Below are 3,575 nucleotides of genomic sequence, written 5' to 3' on the forward strand. Positions count from 1 at the left end.
CGGTAGATTTTATGAATTTTCCTGCAAAAAAATCTTTGTTCAAATTATTGTAAAAATTCTCTTTCCAAACAAAAAAAGAGAACGGATAAATTCCGCTCTCCTAAAAAAACAATTTTATTTTTGCAAAAGTGCCTTCACACGGGCAGCAACATTATCTACGGTGAAACCGAATTCTTCCATAATCTTTTCTCCTGGTGCTGACGCTCCGAAATGATCAATCGCTAATACATCGCCTTCGTCACCAGTATATTTATGCCAGCCAAATGATGAGCCAACTTCAATTCCAAGACGCTTTTTCACGCTTCTTGGTAAGACAGAGTCTTTGTATTCTTGGGATTGTTGCTCAAAGCGGTCCCATGAAGGCATACTTACAACCGAAACATGAACCCCTTCACCAGCAAGTGCTTTTTGAGCTTCTACTGCAAGGCTTACTTCAGATCCAGTTGCTAATAACAATGCATCTGGAGTTTCTCTTTCAGAAGGAGAAACCACATAAGCACCTTTAGAAACACCTTCATAAGCATTGGTATCAGTTCCTTTTAATGTAGGTAAATCTTGACGAGTTAACACAAGTGCAGTTGGTTTGTCAGTTGACTCAACAGCAAGCTTCCATGCTGCCGCAGTTTCGTTACCGTCTGCAGGGCGAATGACTGAAATTCCTGACATTGCACGTAATGCTGCCAGTTGTTCTACCGGTTCGTGTGTTGGTCCATCTTCCCCAACAGCAATACTATCATGCGTAAATACATAGGTAACAGGTAATCCCATCAACGCAGCTAGGCGAATTGCTGGACGTAAGTAATCAGAGAAGACAAAGAATGTTCCGCCAAAAACTTTTACTCCGCCATGAAGAGCAATCCCGTTCATTGCAGCACCCATTCCAAATTCACGAACACCAAACCAGATATTTCGGCCTTCATAAGACCCTGGCATAAAGTCTTTCGTACCTTTGATCATCGTTTTATTAGATCCTGCAAGGTCTGCTGATCCCCCAATAAAAATTGGTAGATTTTTAGCAATGCCATTAATTACTTCACCTGATGAGGCACGGCTTGCAAGGCTTTTCCCTTCGTTATAAACAGGGATCTCCTTATCCCAACCCGCTGGAAGCTCATTATTTAATGCTTGTTCAAGCTGAGTTGCTAATTCAGGGTATTCTTTTTTATATTGAGCGAAAAGGTCATTCCACTCTTTTTCCTTTTTCTCACCATTTTCAACGATAAGCTTTTGGAAGTTATCATAGACTTCCTGCGGTACATGGAAATCTTCTTCAAAAGTCCATTTATAGGCTTCTTTAGTAAGTTTTAATTCATCAGCACCAAGTGGTGAACCATGAACACCTGATGTACCCGCACGGTTTGGTGAACCGTAACCGATTACTGTTCTTACTTCAATCATCGTTGGTCGTTCTAAATCATTTCTTGATTCTTCAAGCGCTTTTGCGATTTCTTCTAGATTGTTTCCGTCCTCTACACGAAGGTATTGCCAGCCGTAGGATAGGAAGCGATCTTTGACACTTTCTGAAAAAGACTTATTTAAGTCACCATCTAGAGAGATATCGTTTGAATCATAAAGGACCACTAAACGGCCTAGTTTCAAGTGTCCTGCAAGTGAAGCCGCCTCTGCAGATACACCTTCCATCAAATCTCCATCTCCACAAATGCTGTATGTAAAATGGTTCACAAGTTCATACTTATCTTTATTATAAACACTTGCAACATGGCGTTCTGCCATTGCCATACCCACTGCCATTGCAATCCCTTGTCCAAGTGGACCAGTTGTTGCTTCTACACCCTCAGTGTGGCCGTATTCAGGGTGACCAGGTGTTTTTGAACCCCATTGACGGAATTGTTTTAAGTCATCCATGCTTAAATTGAAACCAGACAAGTGAAGCATGCTGTATAACAACGCTGACCCATGTCCAGCAGATAAAACAAAACGATCTCGGTTAAACCAGCGTGGATTCTTTGGATTTTGGTTCATGAAACGAGTCCATAAAGTATACGCCATTGGTGCTGCCCCCATTGGCATCCCTGGATGTCCAGAGTTTGCTTTCTCGATTGCATCAATCGATAAAGTTCGGATCGAGGTAACAGATAAATCATCAATATTATTAAACATGAATTACATCCTTTCCTAATGACTAGGTACTAAGTACATTTCAATTTTATATTGATACCGTGTTTTATTCAACAAATAGCATTATAGGAAGACGCAAAACCCACTTTATTTTTTAGTTTGACACAGAAATTGTCGTTCTATGTAAAAAAGGAATACAAAAATTGTATCCCTGAATTTTTTAGTGAAGTGTATTTTTTTTCCTAGCTTTAATTTTTTCTGGTGTGACATCATTTCCCTCGGGATCAATAAACTTTGTGTTGGTTAGGGTATCAAGCATATTAGAACGGAATGTTGCCAAATATTCGCCTCTTAAATTTGATTGTTCTTTGGCTTCCGCTTCCGTTAATCCCGTTGTTTTTGATTTTCTTGCCAACTCGTTAATTCTAGCCATTTTTTCTTTGGATAGCATGGAGTGAACCTTCCTTTCTACCTGTTTACATGACACCTGATTTTACTAAAAAAAAAACCTAATGACAAGGCAAAAGGTTTACTCTTCTTGTGATTCGATAAATTCTTGATATCTTCTATGTACGGTTGCCTTTGAAATGTTATAACCAAAACCTCTCAAGGTCGCAGCTATTTCAGCAAAAATTAATCCATTCTTTCTTAACCTGACAATTTCTTCTACCGGTACCTCAATTTTTTCACGTCCGGAAGCATCCCCTAGATTTTTTAAGTTTTTTTCAGGTTTATAACCATTCTGGACAGCCCGCTTCATTCCGCGCTTAATCTTCGCGTTATGAAGTTTCCGTTGATATTCCTCCACCATACCAACAATTTTTAAGACCATGGAATCTGATTCGGACAGTTGTAATTCCCCACTATGAGAGATACTAAAAAGTTTAATATTTTCTTTTAAAATGCAGTGCAATATCGCTATTTTAGCATTCCCTCTACCAAGGCGGGTTTCATCCTGAATTAAAACCGCATGAACTTGATCATCTTTGATTCGTTCTAATAATTGAAAAATCCCTTCCCGGTCGAAATCGTAACCACTTGCTTTTTCTTTAATGACCCTATCAATTTCAAAGTGATAGGACTCAGCAAGTTGTGTTAATTCTTCTTCTTGGCGCTTTAATGATGTTTCTTGTGTTTCTTTATTGGTGCTGACACGGCAGTATATGATTGCTTTCATTGTATTCCTTTCTATTCACCCACAGCACTAGCTAATTCTTGTGTTGATGAACCTTCTTCGTTACTTACTGGAATAATAATTTCTTCTCCAGGAAAAATTCGATCTTCATCAATTTCATTATGCTTTTTAATCCATGCAACAAAATCTTGGTTAGATAATGAATGTTGTTCGGAATATTGGTCAGAGATTCCCCATAGTGAATCACCTTCTGAAACCGTAATCTTTAAATACTTATCTTGATCATTTGAATGATGCTGTAAAGATAATATGAAGGAAAGTGAACAGCTTAAAATAATTAGAGTAATAGCATAGGAGTATT

General features: G+C 38.5%; 4 protein-coding genes. All 4 read right to left on the minus strand.

The genetic code is table 11. The annotated features are described in order from the left end of the window. Positions 1-114: 114 nt before the first annotated feature. On the minus strand, positions 115-2,121 hold the full coding sequence (gene tkt, locus V7659_RS05185) for a transketolase (protein WP_335538566.1): 2,007 nt from the start codon (positions 2,119-2,121) through the stop codon (positions 115-117). Positions 2,122-2,299: 178 nt separating this feature from the next. Beyond that, the gene (locus V7659_RS05190) at positions 2,300-2,530 is read right to left on the minus strand and encodes a DUF896 domain-containing protein (RefSeq protein ID WP_335538567.1); all 231 of its coding nucleotides are present in this window, start codon (positions 2,528-2,530) and stop codon (positions 2,300-2,302) included. Positions 2,531-2,608: 78 nt separating this feature from the next. Then, positions 2,609-3,256, minus strand: coding sequence for a YneB family resolvase-like protein (locus V7659_RS05195; protein ID WP_335538569.1), 648 nt, complete (start codon positions 3,254-3,256; stop codon positions 2,609-2,611). 11 nt (positions 3,257-3,267) lie between these two features. Continuing rightward, a partial coding sequence (gene yneA / locus V7659_RS05200) for a cell division suppressor protein YneA (protein WP_335538570.1) occupies positions 3,268-3,575 on the minus strand: 308 nt, incomplete at its 5' end.

Origin of the sequence: Neobacillus drentensis (assembly GCF_036966985.1) — a bacterium.
Lineage (GTDB): Bacteria > Bacillota > Bacilli > Bacillales > Cytobacillaceae > Neobacillus > Neobacillus drentensis_E.